Annotated in this window: 25 protein-coding genes; 10 read left to right on the forward strand and 15 right to left on the reverse strand. The window is 36.5% G+C overall.

Going from position 1 to position 26,384, the window contains the following annotated elements:
• The gene (locus tag O0955_RS04660; protein WP_269426357.1) at positions 1 to 615 is read left to right on the forward strand and encodes a rhomboid family intramembrane serine protease; all 615 of its coding nucleotides are present in this window, start codon (positions 1 to 3) and stop codon (positions 613 to 615) included.
• Between the two features lie 247 nt (positions 616 to 862).
• Here O0955_RS04660 and O0955_RS04665 read toward each other — a convergent pair whose 3' ends face one another.
• Together O0955_RS04665 and O0955_RS04670 are read right to left on the reverse strand one after the other, a co-directional pair.
• Complete coding sequence (locus tag O0955_RS04665) at positions 863 to 1,846, reverse strand: hypothetical protein (protein WP_269426358.1); 984 nt, start codon at positions 1,844 to 1,846, stop codon at positions 863 to 865.
• Positions 1,847 to 1,933: 87 nt separating this feature from the next.
• Complete coding sequence (locus O0955_RS04670; RefSeq protein WP_269426359.1) at positions 1,934 to 3,070, reverse strand: hypothetical protein; 1,137 nt, start codon at positions 3,068 to 3,070, stop codon at positions 1,934 to 1,936.
• A gap of 78 nt (positions 3,071 to 3,148) precedes the next feature.
• Between O0955_RS04670 and O0955_RS04675 the strand changes: the two genes are divergently transcribed.
• Positions 3,149 to 4,180 carry a dipeptide epimerase gene (locus tag O0955_RS04675; RefSeq protein ID WP_269426360.1) on the forward strand — a complete coding sequence of 344 codons (1,032 nt, stop codon included), beginning with the start codon at positions 3,149 to 3,151 and terminating at the stop codon, positions 4,178 to 4,180.
• Here O0955_RS04675 and O0955_RS04680 read toward each other — a convergent pair.
• Positions 4,158 to 4,355, reverse strand: a complete 198-nt coding sequence (locus O0955_RS04680) for a DUF6358 family protein (RefSeq protein WP_269426361.1) — start codon at positions 4,353 to 4,355, stop codon at positions 4,158 to 4,160. The genes O0955_RS04675 and O0955_RS04680 overlap by 23 nt on opposite strands.
• Before the next feature lie 66 nt (positions 4,356 to 4,421).
• A complete protein-coding gene (locus O0955_RS04685; RefSeq protein WP_269426362.1) occupies positions 4,422 to 4,739 on the reverse strand; it encodes a rhodanese-like domain-containing protein in 318 nt (105 codons plus the stop codon).
• Between the two features lie 125 nt (positions 4,740 to 4,864).
• On the opposite strand from O0955_RS04685, the gene O0955_RS04690 reads away from it, so the two are divergent.
• The 4 genes from O0955_RS04690 (at position 4,865) to O0955_RS04705 (ending at position 9,883) form a co-directional block, all read left to right on the forward strand.
• Positions 4,865 to 5,989, forward strand: a complete 1,125-nt coding sequence (locus O0955_RS04690; protein WP_269426363.1) for a DUF4407 domain-containing protein — start codon at positions 4,865 to 4,867, stop codon at positions 5,987 to 5,989.
• Positions 5,990 to 6,090: 101 nt separating this feature from the next.
• Positions 6,091 to 7,923, forward strand: a complete 1,833-nt coding sequence (locus O0955_RS04695; RefSeq protein ID WP_269426364.1) for a M61 family metallopeptidase — start codon at positions 6,091 to 6,093, stop codon at positions 7,921 to 7,923.
• A gap of 21 nt (positions 7,924 to 7,944) precedes the next feature.
• Complete coding sequence (locus tag O0955_RS04700) at positions 7,945 to 9,252, forward strand: M20/M25/M40 family metallo-hydrolase (protein ID WP_269426365.1); 1,308 nt, start codon at positions 7,945 to 7,947, stop codon at positions 9,250 to 9,252.
• A gap of 49 nt (positions 9,253 to 9,301) precedes the next feature.
• Positions 9,302 to 9,883, forward strand: coding sequence for a hypothetical protein (locus O0955_RS04705; RefSeq protein ID WP_269426366.1), 582 nt, complete (start codon positions 9,302 to 9,304; stop codon positions 9,881 to 9,883).
• A gap of 24 nt (positions 9,884 to 9,907) precedes the next feature.
• Here the strand turns inward: O0955_RS04705 and O0955_RS04710 are convergent, their stop codons facing one another.
• The 8 genes from O0955_RS04710 to pnuC all read right to left on the reverse strand — a co-directional run bounded on the left by O0955_RS04710 (position 9,908) and on the right by pnuC (position 17,628).
• Positions 9,908 to 10,459, reverse strand: a complete 552-nt coding sequence (locus O0955_RS04710; RefSeq protein WP_269426367.1) for a hypothetical protein — start codon at positions 10,457 to 10,459, stop codon at positions 9,908 to 9,910.
• 32 nt (positions 10,460 to 10,491) lie between these two features.
• Positions 10,492 to 10,989: a GNAT family N-acetyltransferase gene (locus O0955_RS04715; RefSeq protein WP_269426368.1), complete on the reverse strand. Its 498-nt coding sequence runs from the start codon at positions 10,987 to 10,989 to the stop codon at positions 10,492 to 10,494.
• On the reverse strand, positions 10,986 to 11,546 hold the full coding sequence (locus O0955_RS04720; protein ID WP_269426369.1) for a thiamine pyrophosphokinase: 561 nt from the start codon (positions 11,544 to 11,546) through the stop codon (positions 10,986 to 10,988). The genes O0955_RS04715 and O0955_RS04720 overlap by 4 nt, the downstream gene beginning before the upstream one ends.
• A 61-nt stretch (positions 11,547 to 11,607) precedes the next feature.
• Positions 11,608 to 12,903 carry a hypothetical protein gene (locus O0955_RS04725; protein ID WP_269426370.1) on the reverse strand — a complete coding sequence of 432 codons (1,296 nt, stop codon included), beginning with the start codon at positions 12,901 to 12,903 and terminating at the stop codon, positions 11,608 to 11,610.
• A gap of 75 nt (positions 12,904 to 12,978) precedes the next feature.
• The gene (locus tag O0955_RS04730) at positions 12,979 to 13,611 is read right to left on the reverse strand and encodes a thiamine phosphate synthase (RefSeq protein ID WP_269426371.1); all 633 of its coding nucleotides are present in this window, start codon (positions 13,609 to 13,611) and stop codon (positions 12,979 to 12,981) included.
• Positions 13,612 to 13,753: 142 nt separating this feature from the next.
• On the reverse strand, positions 13,754 to 16,198 hold the full coding sequence (locus O0955_RS04735; RefSeq protein WP_331283536.1) for a TonB-dependent receptor: 2,445 nt from the start codon (positions 16,196 to 16,198) through the stop codon (positions 13,754 to 13,756).
• A 286-nt stretch (positions 16,199 to 16,484) separates the two neighbouring features.
• Positions 16,485 to 17,027, reverse strand: coding sequence for an ATP-binding protein (locus O0955_RS04740; protein ID WP_269426372.1), 543 nt, complete (start codon positions 17,025 to 17,027; stop codon positions 16,485 to 16,487).
• Entirely contained in the window at positions 17,011 to 17,628 is a 618-nt protein-coding gene (gene pnuC / locus O0955_RS04745; RefSeq protein WP_269426373.1) for a nicotinamide riboside transporter PnuC, read from the reverse strand. Before pnuC ends, O0955_RS04740 begins: the two co-directional genes overlap by 17 nt.
• Positions 17,629 to 18,112: 484 nt before the next feature.
• Here pnuC and O0955_RS04750 point away from each other — a divergent pair, with 484 nt between their 5' ends.
• Entirely contained in the window at positions 18,113 to 18,433 is a 321-nt protein-coding gene (locus tag O0955_RS04750; protein ID WP_269426374.1) for a peptidase associated/transthyretin-like domain-containing protein, read from the forward strand.
• 106 nt (positions 18,434 to 18,539) lie between these two features.
• Complete coding sequence (locus O0955_RS04755; RefSeq protein WP_269426375.1) at positions 18,540 to 19,307, forward strand: hypothetical protein; 768 nt, start codon at positions 18,540 to 18,542, stop codon at positions 19,305 to 19,307.
• Between the two features lie 178 nt (positions 19,308 to 19,485).
• On the opposite strand, the gene O0955_RS04760 is transcribed toward O0955_RS04755, so the two are convergent.
• From O0955_RS04760 to O0955_RS04770, 3 genes are all read right to left on the reverse strand, one after another.
• The gene (locus O0955_RS04760; RefSeq protein ID WP_269426376.1) at positions 19,486 to 20,457 is read right to left on the reverse strand and encodes an ankyrin repeat domain-containing protein; all 972 of its coding nucleotides are present in this window, start codon (positions 20,455 to 20,457) and stop codon (positions 19,486 to 19,488) included.
• Positions 20,458 to 20,522: 65 nt separating this feature from the next.
• Positions 20,523 to 22,106: an ankyrin repeat domain-containing protein gene (locus tag O0955_RS04765; protein WP_269426377.1), complete on the reverse strand. Its 1,584-nt coding sequence runs from the start codon at positions 22,104 to 22,106 to the stop codon at positions 20,523 to 20,525.
• Between the two features lie 24 nt (positions 22,107 to 22,130).
• Positions 22,131 to 22,643, reverse strand: a complete 513-nt coding sequence (locus tag O0955_RS04770; protein WP_269426378.1) for a hypothetical protein — start codon at positions 22,641 to 22,643, stop codon at positions 22,131 to 22,133.
• 518 nt (positions 22,644 to 23,161) lie between these two features.
• On the opposite strand from O0955_RS04770, the gene carB reads away from it, so the two are divergent.
• Together carB and O0955_RS18190 are read left to right on the forward strand one after the other, a co-directional pair.
• Complete coding sequence (gene carB / locus O0955_RS04775; protein ID WP_269426379.1) at positions 23,162 to 25,999, forward strand: carbamoyl-phosphate synthase large subunit; 2,838 nt, start codon at positions 23,162 to 23,164, stop codon at positions 25,997 to 25,999.
• Positions 26,000 to 26,212: 213 nt separating this feature from the next.
• Positions 26,213 to 26,359: a JAB domain-containing protein gene (locus tag O0955_RS18190; protein ID WP_428982400.1), complete on the forward strand. Its 147-nt coding sequence runs from the start codon at positions 26,213 to 26,215 to the stop codon at positions 26,357 to 26,359.
• Positions 26,360 to 26,384: the final 25 nt, after the last annotated feature.

A 26,384-nucleotide genomic window follows, 5' to 3' on the forward strand; every position in this document is an offset into this window, starting at 1 on the left:
ATGGAATACTTCAATATTGCTCCGGTTGCAACCCTAATTTTTGTTTTTACTGTTGTAACCAGTCTCTATGCTTTTTATGATCATAGTCTTTACGGTAAGTTTATGCTGCATCCATATAGCGTATCAAAAGGACATAGAATTTATTCCGTTATAACAAGTGGGTTAATCCATAAAGATTGGATGCACCTGTTTTTTAATATGTTTACATTTGCCGCTTTTGCTTTTACGCTGGAGCAGTTAATGGGAAGCTGGAGATTTGGTTTACTGTATTTTTTAGGGTTGATTTTGAGTGATTTGCCAACCATTTTTAAACATCGGGATGACTTTCACTATAACAGTTTAGGGGCTTCAGGTGCAATTAGTGCAGTGCTGTTTAGCTTTATATTGTATAATCCGATGTCGAAGATTTACATTATGTTTATTCCAATAGGCATTCCGGCGGTTGTTTTTGGCGTTATTTATCTGGTTTATTGTGCATATGCCTCCAGAAATTCGAGAGACAGTATTAACCATGATGCACACTTTTTTGGCGCATTAACCGGACTAATTTTCACGATTGTTTTTGTGCCGGGTATTTTACAAAACTTCTTCACCGCATTAACAGGAGGCAGATAGTATTTAAATTAAGGCCGAAGGTTCAAAACCGTTCATTTCCAAATTAAGAATATACTGAAATCCGAATTATAAGATGATTCGGGTTTTGGAAACGAATGTCAGTTTTTCATCGCTTGCGGTCATCCCGTCATTCGCTATAGTCCTGATGAAAAATCAGGAGCTGCCGCTGCTACCGGGTTTATTAAAAAGGCTTTGTTTTCCTGAACGTTATTATTCTTGTAATAACTTCTTTAACTGAAATAATATATTATCCCGCCACCGGTAAATAAGGGTTTTCAAAAAAACTCATAGGTTGCTCCGGGTTTTTAATAATTTCGAAGACCACATAACCCCACGGTTTCCAAAAATTTTCTAAAACCTGCGCATAAATTTTATGTTGCCACACGTCAAAAAGAGGCTTGGTCATGTTTCCGCGTAAAGGCATAGCCTCAATGTAAGTGGTTCCCTCCACAGGCATAAAAGTGTATTCGGGCAGGCGGTTAAAAAGGTAGGCCGAATAATAAAAACGGGCGCTTAGTTCTTCAAATTGTTCAGCCGTTAAAGCCTTTCCTTCTACTTCATTCACAATATCCTGATGATAGCGTTTATTGGTGCCGTTGTCTTGTAAACAAGCAATTATTCCAAAATCTTTCATCTTTAAAGAGAAAGTTAAGGTATTAATTTCATCACGGAAGCTAAAAGGCGTTTCCTCATTTTCCAGTTTAACTATGGTTATAGACCAAGGTGTAAAATCTTCAAATACCAAACTGGTGTATAAGTTCTGAATCATGAAATTCAGGTTGCCAAACTTCATCATTAAAGATTGCGACATGTTTAAACCGTCAGCCGTCATTTCTTTTCGCAAAGCAGAATGCATTTCGATATAAACAAAACCGTATAAAAACTTACCAATCCAGTTAAATAAATCCAGTGGTGGCAATGCCGAAACAGCCTCGTAACCCTGCGCAAAGGCTGCTTCAATTTTAGCCTCAAGTGGATTTAAAAACTGCTCATTGATTTCGCTGTTTACCGGAATAACCAAAGTGTTATATGAACGGATACTTTCATCCAGAAACTGGATTTGTTCTTCTCCGGTTAATCCTGCCTGTGCTAAAAGCCATTTAGGAATTAAAGGAACCTGAACTACAGGAGAGTTGAACGTTTGACCGCTTAAAAAGCAGGTTTTGTATAAAAAATCAAATTTTTGGAAAGGATTGTATAAGCCGGTATTCATTGCTGCAATATTAGCCATTATATTTTTATGGCTTTACAACGGCGAATTATTTTAACGTTTGGATTATAAAGCACCCACTAATTGTTATTTAGTGGGTGCCATTCATCAGTAATTGTTATAAAAATAGGTAATGTCGTTTACCAGCTGGTTATAAATAGGTTTGGTAAACTCCAAAAATAAAGCACCCGGAGGTGGCGGTACCGTCTCTCTCCTCCTGCACATCATAAGTTGCTGGTTATTCAAAGCTCTTTCATCGCCTTTATAACTTGCCCAGCTGTCCTGCCAAATATAAGTTCCCGGAAATTTTTGCTGTCTGATTATTTTTTGACTTTGCCAATCGGTAATCGTTAAATCCAATAAACCCGAAGAAGAAACCTTCTTATCGAAAATGCTTAAAGTAGCTTTAACTGTTCCATAAATTACTTTTTTGTCCCTTGTCTCACCCATTACCACGCTATCCCGTTTTAATTTCTCTACCCGTTCCTTTACATAAGTTTCACCAACCACAAAATCATCAAAATTTAGACTTAAAACCTGGTCTGGTCTTATTTTTTGGCTGCTTGCCTGTTGTTCAGAGTAAAATAAAACAAATTTGTTTTTTTGATAATCACCTATGAAATTATCGATTTGCTGCTGGAAATAATCTGCACTCAATTTATAGATCCTGCTGTTTACCAAAATTGGTTGCACCACCACTCTGGTTACAGCAGCCCAATAGGCATCTTCCATTTTAGCTTTAGCATCTTTATAATTTGGATAAAAGTTCTGTGCTTTTTCAAACTCGTAATAAGCTTTTTTAGCACTTAACCGATCGTTTTGCTGCAATAAAGCAAGGCCTGAGTCGTATCTTGCCACCGCGGCACTATATTTACTGTCAGTAAGCTCTTTAATGTACTTAGAAGGATTGGCAACCACATTTAAACAAGCCGGACAGCTATTAATTTCATCGGCAAGCTGATTAATTTTTTGGTAATCATATATTACAGATTCCCATTTAAATGGATCGGCAGCTAATTTTGCCTCCTCTATCCTTCTTAAATGATCTTGCAAAGCAAGGTTATAGGCCGTTGATAAAACTTGAGTAGCTTCTGCATTTTTTGGCGAATTTTGTAATCGTCCTACAGCTTTAAGTACAGAAGCATCATAATCGCCTTTTTGCAGGGCTTTTTTTCCGGTGGTACATCCTCCAATAATTATTAAGGAAAAATAAATAAAATACCGTAATCTTGAAATGTTTTTCATGGCGGGGTGATTTGCGTTAATAAAACAAATATACTTCAGTCAGCTAATAGTTACCTATTATTTTATAGACGATTGATAATGAAAATAAGTTGCAAGCCATTTGAGCTGGAATTAAAACATCCTTTTTCTATTTCTAAATTTACCCGGACCAGTACGCCGCTGATGCTTTTAAAAGTTCAGTATGAAGATGTTATTGGTTATGGAGAAGCCTCTATGGTGCCTTACATGGGCGAAAGTTATGAAAGTGCAAATACCTTTATAAATCTCGTCGATTGGGATAAAATTCAATACCCGTTTAATTTTCAGGAGATTATTGCCTACCTCGATAGCCTTGCTCCAGGTCAGCCCGCTATAAAAGCAGCTATTGATATTGCCTTAAATGATATTCAGGGGAAAATTTTAAATAAACCTTGTTACGAAATTTATGGAGCTGATTTATCTAAAATGCCGGTTACCTCGTACACGGTGGGCATTGATACACCAGAAGTTATCCGCGAAAAACTGAAAGATGCTGAAGCGTTTAAAGTAATAAAAGTAAAACTGGGTCGGGATAACGATCAGGAGATTATTGAAACAATACGGGATTTAACCAATGTGCCTTTGTACGTGGATGCAAACCAGGGTTGGGCGGATAAAATTAAAGCCATTGATTTGATTTATTGGTTGCATAGCAAAGGTGTTGTTTTAATTGAACAACCAATGGATAAAAATAATCCGGATGGAAATGCCTGGTTAACCGAAAGAAGCCCGATACCATTATTAGCAGACGAAGCTGTGCAACGTTTAGCCGATATGGACAATTTAAAAGGTGTTTATCACGGCATTAATGTAAAGCTGATGAAAAGCTGCGGCATGTACGAAGGCCATCAGATGATTTTAAAAGCCCGGTCTTTTGGAATGAAAGTTTTAATTGGATGCATGAGTGAAACAAGTTGTGCTACTTTAGCTGCGGCAGCCTTAGCTCCATTATGCAATTGGGCTGATTTAGACGGCCCTTGGCTAACTAAAAATAACCCTTTTAATGATCCGGTGTTTGAAAACGGACGTTATATCTTAAAAGATTTACCCGGATTAGGTTTGGAAGGCGTTACTTCTGATCTTTTTCTTTAAAAGATCTTCTGATTTCTTTTGTCAGCTGAATTTTAAAATAAATTAAGCAGGCACCAGTGCCTACTAAAAAAGCTGCCGGAATGTATTTCCCGTTGTTATAGCACCAAACCAATCCGAAAAGAGAAAGGATAATGGCCAGGTTATAGAAAATATTTAATGCGAATTTTTTACCCACGGTATCAGATTAAAAAGATTGAGTGTATGCAAAACAGGGTTTCATCATACACTCAATCATTATGATTTAGTAAACAGGCATATTTGGATCAAAAGCCTCTTGCCAGGCTAAAATCCCACCTTTTAGGTTATAAAGATTATCAAAACCATATTGTTGTTCTAATTGCATTACAGCAGCAGCACTTCTTTTACCGCTCCGGCACTGAATAATAACAGGTTTATCTTTAGCAATTTTATCTGCTTCAATTAAAATTCCACCCAAAGGAATGTTTTCTCCTTCAAGGTTAGAAACTTCATATTCAAATGTTTCACGAACATCAATCAATTGAAAATCTTCTTTAGCGTCGATCTTCTGTTTTAGTTCTTGTACTGATATTTCTTTCATGTTATTTTGTGTATGCACAAAGATATAAAAAACTGAATTAGCCAGCCGATTAAAAAAACTTCTTACAATATTCAGATTTTTTGTAACATGTTTAGGCCTCAGGCGTTTAATTATAAAATATTATCATGGACAAACTGAACCGCTTTTTTTGGTTTTGCTCTGGCGCTCACATTCCAACACTCGAAAAATATCCATCTGAACAAAATAAATACACGGGAATTGGAGCCACCATATTCTTTACGGGGCTTTTTGCAGCCCTATCTGGAGGTTATGCGATGTATTTTGTGTTTAAAGGAGATGATTTAGCTATAATTTTCGCCATTGTTTTTGGATTATTATGGGGAGCGGCAATATTTAATATGGACCGTTACATCGTATCCAGTATTAATAAAAGTGCAACTACCAATAAACAGCTTTTGCAGGCTACACCACGTATTTTGCTGGCCATTATGATTGGTATTGTAATTTCAAGGCCAATAGAGCTGAAAATTTTTGATAAAGAAATTAAAGAGCGTTTAAAGGTGAGTTATTTAAACGGACAACGTGCAAAAATTGATACGTTAAATAAGGTCTTCGAAAATAAATATCAAGTTGAGTTTGGTCGTCTGAACCAACAAAAAGCAACAAGGGATTCTTTAGAAAAGGGAATAAAATCGGACAGACAAAAGCTGAATTTCGAGATTTTTGGTAATAAAACGACAGAAACATCCGGTGTGATGGGATATGGACCTTACGCTAAACGGAAAGAAGCTGAAATAAAACAAAGAGAAGCTGATTTGGATAGCTTAAAAACCAATATTGGCAAATCAGAAACTTTTATTGACAAAAGAAAACAGTTTGACGGTTTATTTACCGAAAAATTATTTACTGCAAAACAGCAGGATAGTTTGGCTAATATTGCCGGCTTTGCCGATCGGAACTGGGCTTTAGGGCAGCTTAAATTTAATGCTGATGGCACCCGGGATAATAACACCGCACTGGCTGTAACTTTTATTGGGTTATTGTTTATTTTCTTTGAATGTTTACCGGTTTTTGTAAAACTGATGAGCAGTCGTGGTCCTTATGATTTTGCTACTGCGGATGGTGATGAAGTAGCCATATATCAATCGAAAAAAGATAAAGATTTTGAAATTGAAGTAGCAGATAACATTCACGAAACCCGGGTGGATTCCGAATCCACAAAACGAAAGGAAATATTAAAAGGTAAAGCTTACCGGGATCTTGAAAAACATGATTGGGATCAGGAATAGTGTAAAATGTAAGATGGATGCCCATAAATAAGCCTGAATTATCTGCTGCTGCATACATTTCAACATTTAAAGTGGTATTTTAAGGCCTTCAAACTTTTTTTATGAAAAAAATTCTTGGTACAGCGATGATGAGTTTATTTTCACTCTGTGCTTTCGCTCAAAATGAGATCAGTTATGCGGTTTCTTTTCCAAATGCCATCCACCATGAGGCAGAAATCAGCATGTTAATTCCAAATGTTCCTGCAGGGCCATTAAAAGTAAGGATGAGCCGTTCTTCACCCGGGCGCTATGCTACGCATGAATTTGGAAAAAATGTATATAATCTTAAGGCTTTTGATCAAAATGGAAAAGCTTTGACGATTAATCAATCGGCCGGTGATGTTTATGAAATTCAAAATCATGGGAGCAATGTAAAAATAACCTATACTTTATTTGGAAACTGGATTGACGGAACTTATGCAGGCTTTGACGAAAGTCATGCCCACATGAACATTCCGGCAACTTTTGCTTTTCCGGTTGGAATGGATGCGCGCCCCCGGCTGGTAAAATTTAATTACAGCGAAAAGCAAAACTGGAAAGTTGCTACCCAGCTAAAACCTATGGGGAATGACACCTATTATGCCCGGGATTTGCAATATTTTATGGATAGCCCAACAGAAATAGCCAATTATAAAACAGCCAGTTGGGAAGTGAAAAATCCGGATGGAAAAACTCAAACCATTCATTTAATTGCGCATTCTAACGACGAACAAAAAACGATCGATAATTATGCAACCCAGCTCAAAAAAATGGTTGATGAGCATCTGGCTGTTTGGGGAGAATTTCCTGTTTATGATTATGGGCATTATTACTTTTTGGATGATGTTTACCCGGATAATGCAGGTGATGGAATGGAGCACCGGAATTCGACCTCAATTGTGCAGCGTACACCTAAAATTGAAGGCAACGAATCAGCCTTGCTGGGAACTTTTTCTCACGAATATTTCCACAGTTGGAATGTAGAAAGATTGAGGCCCAAAACCCTGGAGCCTTTTAACTTTGAACATTCAAATGTTAGCGATGAACTTTGGCTGGCTGAGGGTTTTACCCAGTATTATGGCAATTTATTATTAACAAGAGCGGGTTTAAAAACAACGGATAATGCTGTTCAAACTTTTAATGGTTTAATTAATGCTGTTTTAAATTCTGCAGGAGCGAAAAACTTTTCTCCGATTGAAGCGAGTAGATATGCGGTTTTTGCCGATGCAGGCGTAGCGATTGATCAAACCAATAAAGTAAATATTTTTACTTCCTATTATACTTACGGAGCAGCAACGGCACTGGCCCTAGATCTTCGGTTAAGGACAGAATTTAAACTTACGCTTGATGATTACATGAGGGCACTTTGGAAAGCTTATGGCAAACCGGAAATTGCCTATACTGTACCCGATTTGGAGAAAACTTTAGCTTCAATAACTAAAAATCCAGCTTTTGCAGCCGACTTCTTTAAACGGTATATTTACGGAAAAGAGAAAAACAATTACGAAAAGTTATTGCTAAATGCAGGTTTTATATTGCGTAAAGCAAATCCAGGCAAGGCCTATGCTGGCTTTGGGCGTGTAAATTTCAATAATGAAAAAGTAAGCTTGTCGCAAACCATGATGGGTACGCCCGCATACGATGCAGGTTTAGATATCGATGATATAATTTTAAGTATGGATGGTACAGAAGTTAAAGATATAGCCGCATTAAATAAAATTACAGAAAATCATAAACCAGGAGACGTAGTTACGATTAATTACAGTTATCGCGGAGCGCAAAAAACAACCCGTTTGACCTTTGCTGAAGACCCTGCTTTAGAAATTGTTTCTATAGAAAAAACGGGAGGTGTTTTAACACCTGAAATGCAAAAATTCAGAGATAATTGGCTAAACTCGCAGATTAAAATCAAATAAATACAAGAAAACGATAATAAAATGAAAAAAATATTCCTCTTTACCCTGGTTGGGTTAGCTGGGTTGCAGCTTAGAGCACAAAACATTGATAAAATTATAACGAAAGAATACACGGATCATTTGATTAAAACTTTAAGCAGTGATGAAATGCAGGGCCGTGCTACTTTTTCGCCGGGCATTGATAAGGCTGCAACTTTTATTGAGACAGAATTTAAAAAAATAGGCTTAAAACCTCTAACGGGGGCAACTGGTTTTCGTCAGAGTTTTTATAAATACCAGATCAAAAAACTAAGTACATCTGTAAAAATTGATGGTAAGGAAATTGATCCCGTATCAGTAATGATTGCCGGTGTAACTACAGAAAGTGTATCCATCAATAAAGGGAATGCCGAAATTATAAAGCTTGATGTAAATAAACCTTTTGTAGAGCAGTTTAGAGCTTCGCTTACCTCAAAGAAAAACCAATTGGTTTTAGTGGATGCAAAATTTGCTGAAAACTTTAAACGATATAAGAACTACATTGACAGACCAGCAACTTTAGATGAAAAGGATGTTAATGCTGCTGAAACGGCAACACAGGTTTTTGTATTAGGTGTTGATGCGGCTTCTGATTTTTCAGCTGAAGCCAAGAGTAAAGTAGATAAAATGCCTCTTTTCAATGTGGCGGGTATGATTCCGGGAAAATCAAAAGCAAAAGAACTGGTGGTTTTTTCAGGTCATTACGATCATTTAGGTATTTTGAAAAATACGGAAGGAGATAGTATAGCAAATGGCGCCGATGATGACGCATCCGGAACAACCGCAATGATTGCGCTTGCGAAATACTACAAAACCTTAAATAACAATGAACGGACCTTAATTTTTGTGGCTTTTACTGCTGAAGAAATTGGTGGTTTTGGTGCAAGATATTTCTCAGAAAAATTAAACCCTGACGAAGTGGTTGCCATGTTTAACATTGAAATGATTGGTAAAGATTCTAAGTTTGGAAAAAATAGCGCTTTCATTACGGGGTACGATAAATCTGATTTCGGAAAAATTTTGCAAAAGAATTTGGCAGGAACGGAATTTACTTTTTATCCGGATCCTTACCCACAGCAAAATTTATTTTATCGCAGTGATAATGCAACGCTTGCTGCGCTTGGCGTGCCTGCACACACCATCAGCACAGATCAAATTGATGTAGATAAATTTTACCACACGATAAAAGATGAATACAGCACTTTAGATGTAGAAAATATCTTATCAACCATTAAAGCCATTGCAAAAAGTGCAATTACAATTGTTAACGGAAAGGATACACCAACCAGAATCCCGAAATTAAAACAATAACTTTTCTAACCGGCCTTCATCTCTTATCTTTAATCAAGATTATAAGAAGATGAAGGCTATTTTTATTCTTGCAGTTTCCATATTTATCCTGTCGGCATGTTGCTGTACGGCTCCTGCTGCGCCCGAAGAAAAAGCAAAATCACTGATTAAAGAACTCTTTGAGGCACCTAAAAATTATACTTACGGTTATGAAGCGGGCGTATTTGGCAAAATAGACAGTTCTTATTCTACTTATGCTGGTGATCCCGAATATGCAAAGGTTTACGATAGTATACATAACAACCTTGATAAATTAATCGAAAGTTTTCCAGAGTTAATGAGCAGGCAGCAAGCATTAATACACGCAAAAAATGTGGAACAGAAAAAACTGGCAAACAAACGGCTTGATGAAATTATAAAGTACCGCGATGAACTATCGAAGAGAATGGATTTGCCAATGAAAATGCGGGACTCGATTAAAGAAAATTATAAGCCTGTATTTAATGGCTGGAAAATGGAACATCAGTATAAAGCCAATAATAGTTTTGGATTTAAAACAGACCGAAAAGATGTATTCTATTTTGATCCGGAATTGACTAAAATTGTTAAGCAGGAAGATATTTCTGATTTAAAAAAAGACGGTTTACCTTAATAAACCTTCGGTTGCCTAAATTGATTATTGTACCGGGTTATCGCGGTTGAGGTGATAGTTGTACGACCAGAACATTCGCAGGTTGATAAAATGAGTAACTGTTAACACCAGGGTTGTACTAAAAGGGAGTTCCTCAAACACTTTTGAAGAAGAAATGGTATAAGTGTAATTTTTGCCAGCTGTTTCTGTCCACCAGCAGGGTACTGCATTTATTTCTAACAAATGCTGCTCCTTTTCGTCAGATAAGTGGAAGGATATCGTGGCGTAACCCTCAGCCATGTAAAGTGTAAATTCACGTTCTATACCCTCTTCAATAACTCTAAAAGCTGTTTTTCCTCCGTTTTGAAATTTATATTCCAATACAGTTTCTTCTCTTCTTTTTAACGGAGACCATCCTAAAAGATTTCTTTCAAAATAATAGGTGGTTTTGTTGGGCAAATCGATTAACGGAGCATAATCTGCACCAACATTGGAGGTATTAAAAGGTTGCTTATACACTAAAACGCCGATCTCCTTATCTTCAGCGGTTATGCAGAAGTATCTTCCATTCTTTTGTTCCGTTTTGTAAGTGGCCATTTATATTGTTTTAAAGCCAAAGCCCTCTAAAATTACTGAATTTGGTATTCCATCACATAATCATCCATTACATAGCCATTACCAATATCAATTGTAACCGGTTCTTTAATGTTGAATCCGGCTTTTAAATAAAAATCTTTAGCCTTGTTGTATTTATTAACGTTAAGCTGCAAAGCACTGCCCCCGGCATCTTTAACCTGATTAAGGACTTCGTTCATTAAAATTTTGCCAACACCTTTGCCATGTGCACCTGGCAATACATAAAGTTTATGCAATTTATAAACCCGGTTTTCATGGTCCGAAATGGAGTACCCCGCAAAACCATATTGAAATTCATCTTCCTCAGCAATCAAAAAAATATGGCCTTCCATTAATTGTTTAAGCAATTCGCCCCTGCTGTACATTTTGTCCAGCATATAATCAATCTGAGCCTGCCCGATAATTTCGAGGTAAGTAGAAGGCCATGTTTCCTTTGCAATCATTCTGATCAGCTCAATATCTTCTTCTTTGGCTTTTCTAAGTGTTATCATATTTGTTCGCTGATAAAAATAGGTTCTCCTGAAAAACTAAAATCTATAAAGCCATCTTTAACAACGGTAAATAAACCCGTTTCATTTTGTAAAAGATTACTTACTTCAATATAAGAATTGCCATGAATGTTGAACAGAGTTCCTGCCGGTTTCCAAACGGAAAAACCGCTTTTTACCGCATAAAATTTTTCTGTAGCGGTAAATACCACTAAGTTTATACTATTGTTAAATCCGGCAAATCTTTCTAAATCAAATTTATCGGTAATTACATTTACTGCCGGATATTTTTCTTCAACTAGGTAATTTACCGCAACCATGAGCGCATCAACAGGGCCCTGAATAATTTTAGTGTTTTCCTGTGGGTCAATTTCTGCCGCATTAACAACCACATCAACCTTTAAGCCTAAAGAAATAATTTTGTCGTAATTGCTGTAATTAACCAATAATGTAGGGCTCCACTCTAAAAGCTGACCCAGATTTTCTTCGTTAAAATCGCCAAGTTCATCAATATATAATGCAGGCTCTTGCTTTTCTTTTACAATATGGTGTGAAGACATGTAGCGAAGATAAAAAAAATGAAGCAAGTAGTGATGTTTGGAGATCAGAACAAAAATGCGGTTACCTGTTATATGGATGTTCGTTAATCCAATGAAACCCCCGGTTTATGAGTCTGAAATTCTTTAAATCATACTTTTTAAAGGTAATGGATAATGAATCTTTATCTTTCGATCCGGATAAAATTAATTTATTCCGGTCATCAGCATTGTATTTAAACTTATATTGAGTTGGCACTCCTTTTCTTGGTCCCATTCCAATTTCTTTGGTTTCCGGATCTAATTTAAAGCTAAAAAATACGTTGCTGTCATTCATTAATTTTACGCTTACAAAATCTGAATTTTCTATAACCAGCCGTTTCCATCTTTCGTTATCTGTTGTTAAGGGCAGAAGCTCTTTTCCATTTAATTTGTAGCTTTCTACATTATAAACGCCATATAAAGCTGGTTTAGGAGCAAGAGCACCATACCGGTATTGTGAAGACCAAGCGTTGCTTAAGGTAAATCCGATGGTGGAAACAATAAATAAATATTTTAAGGAGGTTACAGTAATATTTTGCCACCTCTTTTTAAAAACCGGGGCCTGGGGTTTAATTAGTTGCTGTGGAGTATTGCTAAAGAAAAACCGATAAATGGTTAAAAAATAGGGTGCCAGAATAAAAAGACACATGAAGACCAAAGCCGTTGATAATATTTTAACGGGAACATCGAAAAAATAGTTCATGGCCATTACGTGTACACTCGCCGCTAAGGATAAGAATGCGCCCGCAACCATAGTTTTTCTGAAAAGAAGCAGTACCGATGAAATTTCAATAATCCCCATAAAGATGTTGTATCCTTTGGAAAGCCCCAAAAATGTCCAGGCTAAACCCATTGGTGATGCTTCTCCGAAGGGTTGAAGAAGACGGCTTAAATAAGGATCAGGAAATTGAAGTTTAATTACTTTAATCGAGCCGTATAAAATAAGTGTAAAAGCAACATAAAAACGTATAAACACAATTAACCAATAGTATAACTTATTATAGTTTTTTCGGCTCCGGTCTAATATTGACCATAAAAAACATCCGGCGAGCGAAACCATAAAAAAGAATAATAGGGAAATATAATCATAGGAGGTATCGCCACTTCCATTGGTGAAAATGGTAAAATCATACTCGTATTTTAACACATTGGCTGAAAACCATGGAATAAATTGACGGAGCAAGTGGCTGGGGTAAGAAAAAAGCAGGCGAAAAAAATAAAAGGCTCCATTATTATTGAAAATGATAAACAGAGAAAAGAGGATAAAGAAAAACTGAAATGAAATCTTTTTAAGAAGGCTCCAGTTCGAATCGTTTTGAGAAAAAGAGAGGTCGGGCATTTTGGTTGGGTTTTAAACCAAATCTAAAAAATATATCTTCATCAACAAACTGAAAACGAATGGATTTAGCTTCCTTTATGCTTTAACAGCCATATAGAATTCCTGATAAGCTTCTTCAAAATTATCAGCAAAATTTAGAGCTCCGGATGCCGCAATACCGTAAATTCCGGTCTGCATTAAAACTTCAACATTATTTAAAGTTATGCCACCAACGGCTAAAATGGGCATTTGAATATCGTTTGCTTTAAGTTTTATTATAGCATCGGTATAATCATTTAAACTTAAAACAGGCAAATTGTTTGGTTTTGTTTGTGTGGTTGCAAAGGGGCCAAATCCGGTATAATCTGCACTTTCGTTTGCCAGCCTGATCAGGTTTTCTATTGTGTTGGCCGAACCACCCAAAGTAATGTCATCACCAACCATTTTTCTAATGGCTAGAAAGTCTGCATCCATATTCTCGATATGAAAACCCTGAATATCGGCTTTGCCATTTAAATGAACATGGTTTGTTACAATTAGAGTTGTGCCCCAATCGTCGCAAATTTCTGCAATAACATTAATATCACTTAAAAGCTCATCATCATTTTTACTTAAACAACGGTATTGAATCCATTTTGCACCCGCTTCGCAGGCCTTTTGAACTTGTTCAATATGACTTAAATGAGGAATATCGTGTGTGATGTATTGAAACTTTTCTATGTATTTCATGCTGCGGAATTAATCAGATGGCCAAGATAAACAAAATCGTCATCGCAGAACAAGAAGCAACCTTATAACCTTACAGTTTTAAAGACTGCTACGTTAAGATTGCTCAATAGGCTGCGATGACGACAAAACGGATTGTTTTTTCTTAAAACTTTACGTTTAAGCTTAATAAAAAGTTTGTTCCGGCCTGAGGGAAATAAAAGTTTTCTGTTGTTAGCGCACCTCCTGATATATATCCGTAAGTGTAACCGTTGCTTTCGTATTTCTTATTTAAAAGGTTATTAACCAATAAACCGAGATTAACATTTTTAACGCCATTAAACTTAAAGTCGTAACCCAAACGGGCATTATTAACCCAGTAACCTTTTAGTCTGCGCTCCTCATTTTGAGTATTATCTAAATATTGTTTGCCTACATATTTACTTTGAAGGGCAATTGCAAAACCGGTGACAGGTTTATAAACCAACTCCCCAAAAATAACCTGGTTAGGAGAAAAAGATATGTTAGTGGTGCTGTAAGTATTAACTTTTTGTACTCCGGTATCGTAATCTTCAATGTATTCGGTATAGTTTTTAATTTTATTTCTGCTGAAAGCTGCATTTGCATTTAAAATAAATTGCGGACTAATAATGTAAGAACCATCTATTTCTATCCCCATGCGGTAACTTTTATCAACGTTTTGGCGGAAATTGCCCCCAACATCATTAATCTTACCGGTAAAAACCAACTGATCTTTATAAAACATACCGTAGGCATTTGCGCCCACATTAAACAACTTATTTTTAAAGCGGTAACCAAATTCTACATCGTTTAATGTTTCAGGTTTAGGGAAGGCGCCGGCGATTGCATCCGTATAATCGTTTCTGTTAGGCTCTTTGTTGGCCACACTGAATGAAGCATATAAATTGCTCTGAGGATTAATAAAATAAGTGGCGCCTATTTTTGGATTAAAGAAATTTAACTGATCTTTTATAGATAGCGTATTTAGTTTGTTCTCTGTTCCGTCAATAGTGTAATAAATACGGCGGTATTGTAAATCTGCAAAAATGCTTAATTGCTCAACAGGGCTGTAATTTGCTTTTGCATAAATATTAAAATCGGTTTTAAAACCATCGTTGTCGTAATAATGGCGATCATTGCTGCCATTTGATGCATACTGCGACCAGATAACCTGACCGAAATGGGCTCCTTTATATTCATTATAAGCGCCACCTAACGTAAAGTTAAGATTTTTCTCTGGTACATAATTTAAGGCATAAGTAACGCCATAAAAATCATTATCCAACCAGCGGCGACGGATTAAGTCTGTTTTCGAAATGGTGGTTGTACCAGCAACAACATTGTTTAAGCCATAAGCCGAAAATTTTTGGCCTGTTTTATACTCTTCGTAATAACCTTTTCCCTGCGTGTAATGCAGGGCCCCGTTAAAAGATAAAGTGCTGGAAATTTGGCGGGCATAAAGCAACTGATAATGATTTTGGGCATAATTATCCGTCTGATCGTTATAGGTAAAGGCATTATAAGTTCTGCCAGAATTAAGCAGGTTCGCTGCATCGGCCGCATTAAGCTCGTTCCGGGCAATATAGGCATTCATACCTGCAACATCGTTATTCAATCTCGATTCAGGAATGCCGTTCCACGATTGATACGTTTTTTCGTTGCCGGCGAATACATTTACACGCAATAAATCTTTTTCGCCTTTGTAAGCACCGGACAGATAAAAAGATTTTAACAGAGAAGAGCCCCTATCAACATAACCATCGGAACTGATTCTGGATAAGCGGCCGTCGAAACTAAATTTATTATTAATTAATCCCGTTCCAACTTTAACCGTATTTTTCCAGGTGTTAAAGCTTCCGAAGGTGTTGTTAGATTCGGCATAAGGCTCCGCTTCTCCTGAGGCTGTCTGGATATTTAAGCTTCCGCCAAAAGCACCTGCTCCGTTAGTTGAAGTACCTACACCACGCTGAATTTGAATGTTATCAACAGAGGAAGCAAAATCGGGCATGTTTACATAAAAAGTACCCTGACTTTCGCTGTCGTTAATTGGAATTCCATTAACCGTTACATTTATACGGCTGTTGTCCGTTCCACGGATGCTGATGCCTGTATAGCCAACGCCCGCACCGGCATCAGAGTTAACCACAACACCAGGTGTGTTTTGTAAGATAAAAGGTAAATCCTGGCCAAAGTTATTTTGCTGAATTTCTTCTTTATTCAGGTTTTTATAGGTTGTTGCAGATTTTTCTGTAGCTCTGGTTGCACGAACAATAACTTCTTCTGTAAGAAATGTTGAAATATTCAGGCTAAAATTTACAGTGTTGTTACCCGAAAATTCAATTGTTTTTTCTTCTGTTTGATAACCTACATAACTGGCTACAATTACAACTTTACCCGCAGATAAATTGCCAAGGGTATAATTACCACTGGCATCGCTTAATACCGCAGTTTTTTTATTCTTTAATTTAATGGTTGCTCCCGAAAGCGGTTTCTGATTATTATCGGTTATTTTTCCGCTAATGGTAATTTGAGCCATTGCAAAATAGGGCAACAGCATGGCAAGAACTGCCAGTAAACTTAACTTTTTCAATTTTTTGCTTTTTAGTAAAACCCGTCGTAAGTAGGGGTACTCCCGACTTTAGTTAAACTCCATAACTCCAATCCCTACGCCGGCATTACCCGGATCAGGTGCATTTAAGGTTTAGAGTATGAGGGTTAAGGTTTATGGCTTTGCGTGTCGCATAACCTTTTACCTTCGCCTTTTACCTTTCACCATAAAATGGGTATGTTCTCAGCCTGTTTTTGTGTTTTATAAAAAAACAAGGCACCCCTTTTGATTTGGCAAATGTAGAAAAATATTTAAAATCTACGCTTAATTATTTTGCGGCTGATTGATTTAAGAAAGTATCAACAGCATGTATTGCATTTTCGAACCTTTCTTCCCCTGCTCCGCCAATTACTTTATAGTTTGCATTAAGAGCGTTAAGTTCCTTATGCCAAACTTCCATAAAATATTCCCGTTGATTTGGGAAATCCCGCAAAGGATCGTCCTGCCAGGGTAAATCGATATCCATTAAAAGATATAAATCATAAGGCCGTTCAGGCAAAGCATCCAAAACAATTTGAGGCGTTTCGCCCAATACCTCATCACTCCAAATTTTAACTGTAATAAAAGTGGTGTCGCAAATAATAAAATCTTTAGCGTTGGTTACTAAAACGGCATCTTCCAGCGCAACCTGTCCGTAATACATATTTACCTCGTCCTGTAACGTGTAAGGGCCGACCAAAGTTTCGCAATAATAACGTGCATATTCAGGCACCCATGCTACCTTATAGTGTTTAGCTAAAAACTGAGACATGGTTGACTTGCCCGTACTTTCAGGGCCTACAATGGCGATTTTTTTAATTGCTTTGTTCACGGTAAGTTTTTCTCCAATCCAGATAACCTTTAAAAGCGATCAGGATTAATACAAAATATAAAACGGCACTTAAATTTAGGTGTTTGTAAATAAACAAAGGTACGTAGCAAATATTAGCGAACACCCATAAAAGCCAGTTTTGCAAAATTTTTCTGGTCAATAATAACTGGGCTATAAAACTTACGGAGGTGCAAAAGCCATCTGCATAAGGTACCGTACTATTGGTATAGTTATCCATAAACCAGCCGAGTAAAAGGCTAAGCCCCGGAATTATAATAATAACTAAAAGCCAGCCTTTTGTACTAAGATTCGTAATTAGTTTAGGTTTTTCAATTTTTTTACTGATCCAGAAATACCATCCATAAAAAGCAGTGAATAGAAAATAAACCTGCAGGCTCATATCGCCATACATAGCTTCTCTGTAAAATAATAAACCGTAAGCAACAACACTGATAATTGATATTGGCCAATTCCAGATGCTTTCTTTAGCGGCCAGATAAATGCAGATAAATCCGGTTATAACTGCAACCCATTCCAGTATAGAAGTGTGCTTAAATTGTTCAAAAAGAAACTGAAAAAATGGTATTACCAGCAAAGTCATAGATTCAAATGTAAAAGAAAATGGCTTTAAAAGAAAAAATCCGGTTGGGGAGGGCTCCCCAAACCGGATAATAAACCAAACAAACTATTTATGAAGAAAATCCTCTGTGGGTAACTAAGCCACGAGGAAGCTTTAGATCTAACTAAAGTATTTACAAAACGCAAATATGTTGTGGTTATTACAACATTATTGCCAATATCTTATTTAATATGTTTTCGTGACTTAAACATGACTTCTGGCCTCTGGCTGCCATAAAAATGTTACGGAGCCGGGAATTATGTTAAAAAAATTAACATAAAAAAGCCAAATGTTTTTATGAATTTGCGGCGTTGTATAAAAAAGAGCACACCAATTATAGTACATTGCGACTTTGCTTTAAGTACGTACAATAAAACAATTAATTAAATTGAAATGTTATTAATACTAATCCTGATTAAAAAGGATTGATTTTTAATAAAGCCCTATTAAAATAAATTATAATCAAATGAAAAAGCTAAGTATTTTTTTATTCGCTTTAATTTTATCCTCATTATGTTTCATTGCCTTTACCAGTATTAAGCTTGGCGGTATAACCGGCAGAGTAAGCCCGGCCAGTGCAGTTGTTTCAGTTTCTTTAATTTCAACGGGTACAGATACCTTAAAAGCTCAGGTTAACGATGGAGCATTTACATTTAGTAACCTTAAACAAGGTGTTTATACGGTTTGGATTAAGGCTGGCACACCTTATAAAGATACTGTGATTGATAATGTTGCAGTTAAGGACAGTTCTACAACCGATTTAGGGGAAATTAAATTGCAGCAATAGCCTGTTTATAGCTGTTATAACTTCTTAATAACAACTGGATTTTTTAATTTTTACTATCTTTAATTTTTCATCCCCTTTAAATATTTAAGCAATACAACCAATAGGGATGAGTTATTTAGAAGATATAAAAGAACATTATGCAAAGTTTGGCGACCAGGAGTTATTAACCTTTGCTGAAAAAAACGCTAAGGATTTAACCGCAGAAGCACGAACCGTTATAAGAGAGGAGCTTGCCAAACGGGGTTTATCCAAAGATGTTCCTGAAACAGATAAGCCTAACTTTAGTTCAGAACCCATTGAGTCCAAACCTTCAGCTGTTAATGAACTGGATGATGAATTTGAGGGATTTATGCACAGAAAACTATCATCTGCTAACTTTGGTGCTTTAACAATTAGTTTCATTGTCATTATTGTTCCGCTTATTATTATTGTTTTTGGTTTTTTATTACAACTGGTTCCGGTAATATTAATCGGCTTAATTTGTTTCGGTTTCTTTACTTTCCGGCTGAAAAAACTCAAAGGTGCACGTAAGGGAGGTGAATACTGGCTGGATTTAATCAGGTATAACAGTACCGATATTGTTTGGATAAAACCTATTGTGGTTAAACACACTGTTTATTTTGTGGTTACTTTATACAGGGAGAAACAGTTTCAGCTTTTAACCTCTGATCATTTGCAGGTTACAATTAACTGTGATTCAGATCATGACAGAGAAATGTTTTTCAGGGGAATTACAAAATACCTGTCTAAAACCCATATTGGTTATTCTGCAGAGGTGGACATTTTATATTCAGAAAGCCCTGAAAATTTTTTTCTGAATGTCAGAAGAAGTAGAGAATACTATCCGGTTTCGAGGCTGGCACCTTATCCATAAGGTGAAATAATAAAGAACAGGAAATTATAACTTTAAGGGATGTTATTTAAACATTCTTTTTATCATCAGAAAAAAAGAATGTTTAAATAATTGTTTGATTCCAGTGCCGTCTAATTTTTCAAAATCATTTTGTACTGATCGGTTTTTGTAATAATTGGCAAGTAATTCAGGTCAATTTTTACGAATCAGCTCCGGCCATAATTAATTGTTCTACGATTTCGTTATAACCTTTTTCAGAAGCATAATGTAAAGCAGAATGTTCATCATTATCTTTCTCGTTTACGTTAGCTCCTTTTTCAATTAGTAAAGCAGTCAAATCATTAAACCCACAAATGGCTGCAAGAATAAGCGGGGTTTCTCCCTCATTATTTTTAATGTTGATTTCCATACCTTTTTCAACAAGAAGTTTTGCTATTTCTTTGTTACCTCTTCCGCTTACGTAATGCAAAACCGTATTTCCGTCCAGCCTGCGAAGCAATAAATCCGCTCCTGAATTGATCAGTATTTCAGCTACCCTCAGGTTGTTTCGGATACAAGCCAAAACAAGAGGCGTTTCTCCCTCATCGTTCAGCGCATTAATATTGGTCGAACTTAACTTTAGTAATTCGTTCACAACTTCTGCCTGTTCGTTCCAAACAGCCTGGTGAAGTGGAGTGTTTCCTGAATTGTTTTTTTCTTCTGTTTCTCCGGCCAGCAAAACAATCGTATCCCGCAATCCTCTGCTTGTTGCATAATCCAAAGCACAATATCCGTTGTTGTCCTTAATGTTTTTGTCAGCCCCTTTTGATAAAAGAAACTTGGTAAATTCTGTTCTTCCGTCTGCTAAAGAATAAATAAGCGGGGTTTTTCCTTCCTTGTCTGTTACATTAATATCTGCTCCATTAGCGAGTAAAATAGTTACAATTTCCTTGTTCCCACTTTGAGAAATAATATGCAAAGGTGTGGTACTGTTATTGTTGGCCAGATTTACATCTGCCCCCTCTTCTACAAGAAGTTTCACAATATCTCTTGCGCCTTTTTGTGAAGCATAAAACAAAGCTGTGTTTCCTTGGCCATCTCTTTTATCCAGGTTTATACCTCCTTTTTTCAGAAAGGTCTGTACAATTCCCTTCTGATTATTTTTACAAGCATTTAAAAAAATATTTTCCATTGTATTTTAGTCTTTTTAAAATTGATATTATTTTTGGTTTTAGGGGCCAGCAATATTTTTGATAATTATTCTCTTTCCAGCAGCCAGGCCACCAAATTCTCATTGTTATTTTCAACTGCATAATCCAGGGCCGATTTTCCGGAATTGTCTTTTGAATCAATCAATAGATTTCCAAATTCGGCCAACAGTTCACAATAAGTTTTGGCTACAGATTTATCTGGATTGTTTACTGCATATATAAGTGCTGTTTTTCCGTTTTTGTCCTTCAATTCGGTTGAAGCACCCTGCTCCAAAACTGTTACAAGATTTTTCTCTGCTCTTTGAGAATCTCCCAAACACAGATACATCAAGGCCGAAATGCCTTCCCGGTTTGTCTTGTTTACATCTGCATTTGAATAAACGGCTTCTTCAATCAAAACTTTTGCAACCGAATTACTATTGTAAAGGGTTAAACCATCAGCATATTTAGCAGATATTGTTAAAAGCGTGTTTTCATCATCGTCTAAAAGTGAATTGATATCAAAACCAGTTTCGATATAGGACTTTAAAATTCTTGGGAAAGTTTTGTCGTTAAATTGATCTGAATTTGTATTGATATTTGACTCAGGAATATACAAATACCGAAACGGATGCCATGATTTACTATCCAGGCGGTAGGGGTCTGCCCCATTTTTCAGTAATAAATCTATACAATCAAAATGATGTAAAACCATTGCGATAGATAGGGGTGTCATTCCCTGGTAGCGATCCCCTTCTTTGTCATATTCTTCATTAAGATTTTCTCCAAGCTGAATCAAAGCATTCAAAGCTTCTGTATCTTTATAGATGCAGGCTTGAAAAACATTCATTCCTCCAGCCTTAAAATATAAAGGCGCTGTTTCCTGGTTTGATAAATCAACTCCGTTCAAAATTGCCCCGATTGGTTTAGATTTATAACGAACAGATACATCAATGGCCGTTTCTCCTTCATTATTTTTCTGATGCGGATCGGCTCCAAATTCCAACAACAGAAGCGCAAAAGTAATAAAGTGATTTACCCTGGCTTGTTTTACATTAAAATGCCATTCCAGCTCTGATCTTTTTTGAACATCCCTTTGGCTGTTTTCGTTAAAATCCGCACTCTGATAATTGTACTCTAATTGCTCCCGGGCTGTTTCAAAAGCAAACATAGAATTATATGAATATTGCGCCAAAATATGCAATAAGGTATTTCCGTTCCGATCTGTAAAATTGCTTTTTGCTCCAAGTTCTTCATATGCCTGAAGCATTTCGAAATAACCATTTTTTACGCCGATCATGATAGCCGTTTCTCCATCGTTATTCTTTCTGAGCGGGCTTACCTTTGCTTCTAAAAGTAATTTGGTTGTTTCGTAAATACGATTTTCTAAAATAAAGTAATTACCCAGCTGTTCAGCTTCAGCCATGATATGAAGCAGGGTATTTCCATATTTGTCCTCAACTCCTGCAGCTCTCCAGCCCTGGGAAAGCAAATATGTTATCATTTCTACATTAGCAAAAATGCATACCTGCTTCCAAACCTCAAATTGTAGTTCATCACTTAAATCCGAAAGACGGGATTTATACATTTCATTAATTTCCGAAAGCTCTTTTCCTTCGAGATAAGCATATCTTATTTCGGTTAAATTCATATCTATTTTACAGGTTCTTATCGTTTATATATTTTCTTTTGCTTTAGCGAATGCCAATCTGACATTTTCGCATTTTTCCATATCCGGTAAGGCCGATAGCCTGATGATTTCTTTCCAGTTTTCAAGATGATAATGTGTATCAACTAAAAGTCTTCTTATTCGTAATTTTGTAATCGGATGATTAAGATCAACCGCCGAAGAGGTCAAAGCTTTCAGGTAGTGTTTTCCCTGATATTCATCTTCCAGTAAAATATCCGGAATTTGATGATTAAGATTTGAACGGATGGATGGTACAGATAAAAAGGTTAAAGCCTCGTTTAAAACGTAAATCGTTTTCTGGTATTCCTTAGCAAAGAAATGACAAAGAGCCATATTATACAGCACTTCAACAGAAATGCTTTTTGAATTATCTGTCAGATGTTTAAAAGACTGATATGCCAGCAACCATTGAGAAGAATTAATATAGGCAATTCCTTCTGAAAACATCTCAGTTTCATTTGAAAGGATTTTTGGATCGGATCTTTTATTTATCAGCATATTTTAGGCTTGTTTTTATTCGTTGTTCTGGTTTAACTTACTCACCTGATACAAATTACCCTTGTACTGTTTTATTCAGTTGCTAATTTAATTATTTTGTTTACTTAATTACTACGGCCGCTTAATTTGTCTCTTTTAAACCTGAATTTTTGTGTTATTAATTATATTAATTTTGGAATACATGGCTGAAAATACTTTCCCTACCTGGCTGATAATAAAAAGCAAAGCCACTTAACTTTCTTTAATGTTTACTTTTGCCTGTTTTAAATACCTTTAAAAAAATACAAATACGATTATAAAACACTTATTAACAGCTGTTTTTCCATTATTAATCTCAGATCTATTTTTCATGAAAATTTATTCTAAAAAATTAGTCTAAACCACGTTAAAAGCCTATCTTTGCATCCCGACAGAACAGTTGGGATTTTTCTTCTTATCAAAGCACAAATCTCGTTGCTTCAGTGGTTCTAACAAGGGCCAACACTTTAGAATTTTAATTATAGTATTAAGCTTTACCAATGCCTAAAGACACTTCCATTCGCTCAGTATTAATTATCGGATCAGGACCAATTATTATTGGACAAGCCTGCGAATTTGATTACTCGGGTTCTCAATCGGCCTTATCTTTGAAAGAAGAAGGAATTGCCGTTTCAATTATCAACTCTAATCCGGCTACCATTATGACGGATAAAGTTATTGGTGACCATGTTTATCTGCGTCCTTTAACGGTTGATTCTATTGAAGAAATTTTACAGGAGCACATCGCTTCTGCCGATTTACCTAAAATTGATGCCGTATTGCCTACAATGGGTGGTCAAACCGCATTAAACTTGTGTAAAGAAGCGGAAGAGCGTGGTGTTTGGGAAAAATACGGTGTAAGGGTTATCGGTGTGGATGTTGCCGCAATCGAGAAAACTGAAAACCGTGAGGCTTTCCGCCAGTTAATGGTTGATATTGGTGTGGGAGTTGCGAACTCAAAAATTGCAAACTCATTTTTAGAAGGTAAAGAAGCTGCACAAGAAATTGGCTATCCATTAGTTATTCGCCCTTCATATACCCTTGGAGGATCTGGTGGTGGTTTCGTACATAAAAAAGAAGAATTTGATGCTGCACTAAAACGTGGTTTAGAAGCTTCGCCAACCCACGAGGTTTTGGTAGAGCAAGCCGTTTTAGGATGGAAAGAATATGAGCTTGAACTTTTAAGGGATAGCAATGATAACGTAATTATCATCTGTTCTATCGAAAATTTCGATCCAATGGGTATCCATACCGGAGATTCGATTACAGTTGCACCGGCAATGACTTTATCTGATCGTTGTTATCAGGAAATGCGTAACCAGGCGATAAAAATGATGAGAGCCATCGGTAACTTTGCAGGTGGTTGTAATGTTCAGTTCTCGGTTAATCCTGCCGATGATGAAATTATCGCAATCGAAATTAACCCACGTGTATCACGTTCATCTGCACTGGCGAGTAAAGCAACCGGATATCCAATTGCTAAAATTGCAGCAAAACTGGCTATCGGTTACAACCTTGATGAGATTGAAAATCAAATTACAAAAACAACTTCAGCATATTTTGAACCTACTTTAGATTACGTTATTGTTAAGGTTCCACGCTGGAATTTCGATAAATTTAAAGGTGCAAATAAAGAACTTGGCTTACAGATGAAATCTGTTGGTGAAGTAATGGCCATCGGCCGTACTTTTATTGAAGCCCTTCAAAAAGCATGTCAGAGTTTAGAAATCAACCGTGCCGGATTAGGTGCAGATGGCAAACAAAACCGCAACATTAACGAAATTATGGATGGTTTGGAGCATGCTTCATGGAACCGTTTATTCTTAATTAAAGATGCGATGACCATGGGTGTTCCTTTGGAATCTATCCGTAAAGTAACCAGAATTGATAAATGGTTCTTAAACCAAATTCAGGAATTGGTTGCTCTTGAAGTTGAATTAAAAAGATATTCGCTAAATAATATTCCTCAGGATTTCTTCTTTACCCTTAAACAAAAAGGTTTCTCTGATGAGCAAATCGCCTGGTTGTTGGGTAACGTAACTGAAGATGAGGTTTACGACAGAAGAAAAGCTTTAGGCATTAACCGCGTTTATAAAATGGTTGATACCTGTGCTGCGGAATTCCCGGCACAAACCCCTTACTACTACTCTACTTTTGAAGAAGAAAATGAATCCATTCCTTCTGACAGAAAGAAAGTAATTGTTTTAGGATCGGGCCCTAATCGTATCGGACAGGGTATTGAGTTTGATTATTCGTGTGTACACGGTTTACTTGCAGCTAAAGAAAGTGGTTTTGAAGCCATTATGGTTAACTGTAATCCTGAAACGGTTTCTACAGATTTTAACATGGCGGATAAGTTATACTTTGAACCGGTTTTCTGGGAACATGTTCGTGAAATTATCGAGCTTGAAAAACCCATAGGGGTTATTGTTCAGCTGGGTGGACAAACGGCCTTAAAAATGGCAGATAAACTAACGAAACTTGGTGTTAAAATTATTGGTACTTCTTTCGAGAATATGGATATCGCCGAAGATCGTGGTCGTTTTTCAGATTTGTTGAAAGAGCTGAATATTCCTTACCCTAAATATGGTGTGGCTGAAAATGCCGAAGAAGCTATTATTGTTGCAAACGAGGTAGGTTATCCGGTATTGGTTCGTCCGAGTTATGTTTTGGGTGGACAAGGCATGAGTATTGTAATTAACGATGAAGATTTAGAAAAAGCGGTTGTAAAATTATTGGGCGATTTACCGGGCAACAGGGTGCTAATCGATCACTTTTTAGACCGGGCTGAAGAAGCAGAATCGGATTCGATTTGTGATGGTGAAGATGTACACATTATAGGTATGATGGAGCACATTGAGCCTGCAGGTATCCACTCCGGAGATTCATTCGCAGTATTACCAACCTTTAGTTTAACAGAAAAGGTTACTAAATCAATGGAAGAATACTCTGTTAAATTAGCTAAAGCTTTAAATATCAGCGGATTGCTAAATATTCAGTTTGCGATTAAAGATGAGAAAGTTTATGTAATCGAGGCCAATCCAAGAGCATCACGTACAGTGCCTTTCATTGCGAAGGCTTATGATGTACCATATATCAATATCGCTGCAAAAATTATGTTGGGTGTAGCTAAATTGAAAGATTTTACCATCGAACGCAAGCTTAAAGGCTATGCAATTAAAGAACCGGTTTTCTCTTACGAGAAATTCCCGGAAGTAGCTAAAGAACTAGGTCCTGAAATGAAATCTACCGGTGAGGCCATCCGCTTTATTAAAGATTTGGAAGACCCTTATTTCCGCAAGCTTTACAAAGACAAATCAATGTATTTGAGTAAATAATTTTAATGGGCAGTATAATCACTGCCCATTTTTGTTAAAGTCATTCTGAAACTAAAAAGCATTCTAGCCTTTCATTATCAGTAAGTTACATAGAATAGTGTAAAAATTGTTTGATTTTAATGTAAGGAAGCCTGTTTTTCTAGTTTTTATGGCTGCATTAAAAATCATTGCACAATCCATAATTCTTTCCCATAACTATCCATCAACTAACCTATTCTAAGCGAGGCAGATCAACAAATTAACAGTAGTATCGTCAAAAGTGGCAAGTTGATTAACATCGAAATTACGGATCACCTGATTATCACTTCGTATTCATTTTATTCTTTTGCAGACAATAATCTTTTATACCACATATATTGACCAAGCTAAAGTAATCCTTTCAATT

Source organism: Pedobacter punctiformis (assembly GCF_027213715.1).
In the GTDB taxonomy this organism is placed as follows: Bacteria; Bacteroidota; Bacteroidia; order Sphingobacteriales; family Sphingobacteriaceae; genus Pedobacter; species Pedobacter punctiformis.